Source organism: Halobacillus sp. BBL2006 (genome assembly GCF_000786645.1).
Taxonomy (GTDB): Bacteria; Bacillota; Bacilli; order Bacillales; family Halobacillaceae; genus Halobacillus.
The window spans coordinates 1-993 of sequence record NZ_JRNX01000917.1 but is presented as its reverse complement, the minus strand read 5'-3'; the positions used below and the strand labels follow the sequence as shown (position 1 = coordinate 993).

Annotated in this window: 1 protein-coding gene; it reads left to right on the top strand. The window is 45.1% G+C overall.

Annotated elements, in window-relative coordinates:
* Nucleotides 1–37: 37 nt before the first annotated feature.
* On the top strand, nucleotides 38–993 hold a 956-nt coding region (locus LD39_RS21060), incomplete at its 3' end, for a sigma-54-dependent Fis family transcriptional regulator (RefSeq protein ID WP_035553519.1).

The window sequence follows — 993 nt, the reverse complement described above, 5'->3', positions numbered from 1 at the left end:
AAATGAAAACAAAAACAAGCTTAAGGTGGTTTGCCATGTGAAGAAACCGGAGGAAAGCAATACAATCACTCGCTTGAATGATCTTTACGAGAAAATCCTGAATGAATTGGACGTTGGCATCCATGCGATTGACGAGAATGGGAAAACGATTGTCTATAACAAAAAAATGATGGAAATCGAGTCGATGGCAGGGGAAGAAGTTCTCGACAAAGATCTTTTGGAAGTCTTTCAATTTGAAGAAAATCAACGAAGTACACTTGTTCACGCTCTCAAGGAAGGACAGACAACCAAGAACATAAAACAAACCTACTTTAACAATAAAGGGAAAGAAATCACGACTATTAATGACTCGTTTCCGATCTTGGAAAACGGAAAAGTAACCGGAGCAGTTGAAATCACCAAAGATGTGACCCGGCTTGAACAAGTTATTAAGGAGAACGTGCTGAAAAAGAAAAACACGAAGTTTACGTTCGATCAGATCATTGGAAACAGCGCTCTTATCCAAAGTGTTACGGAAGAAGCAAAGAAAGCGACACGCACGTCTTCATCCGTTCTGATCGTCGGGGAGACGGGAACAGGAAAAGAACTATTCGCTCAAAGCATCCATAATGGCAGCTCACGGTCTTCTGCCCCGTTTATTTCGCAAAACTGCGCTGCTATTCCAGACAGTCTAATGGAAAGCCTATTATTCGGAACGAAAAGAGGCGCTTTCACCGGGGCCGTCGATAGGCCCGGGCTGTTTGAACAAGCGGAGGGCGGCACCCTGTTACTCGATGAAATCAACTCCTTAGAACCTGCGCTCCAGGCCAAACTTCTGCGGGCGATCCAGGAACGAACGATTCGCAGAGTCGGAGATACGAAAGATAAGCAGGTGGATGTACGAATCATCGCAACCATTAATGAGGACCCGATCGACGCGGTCGCAGAGCATCGCCTAAGAAAAGATTTATATTACCGTCTTAGTGTTGTCACGTTATTCATCCCGCCGCTCCG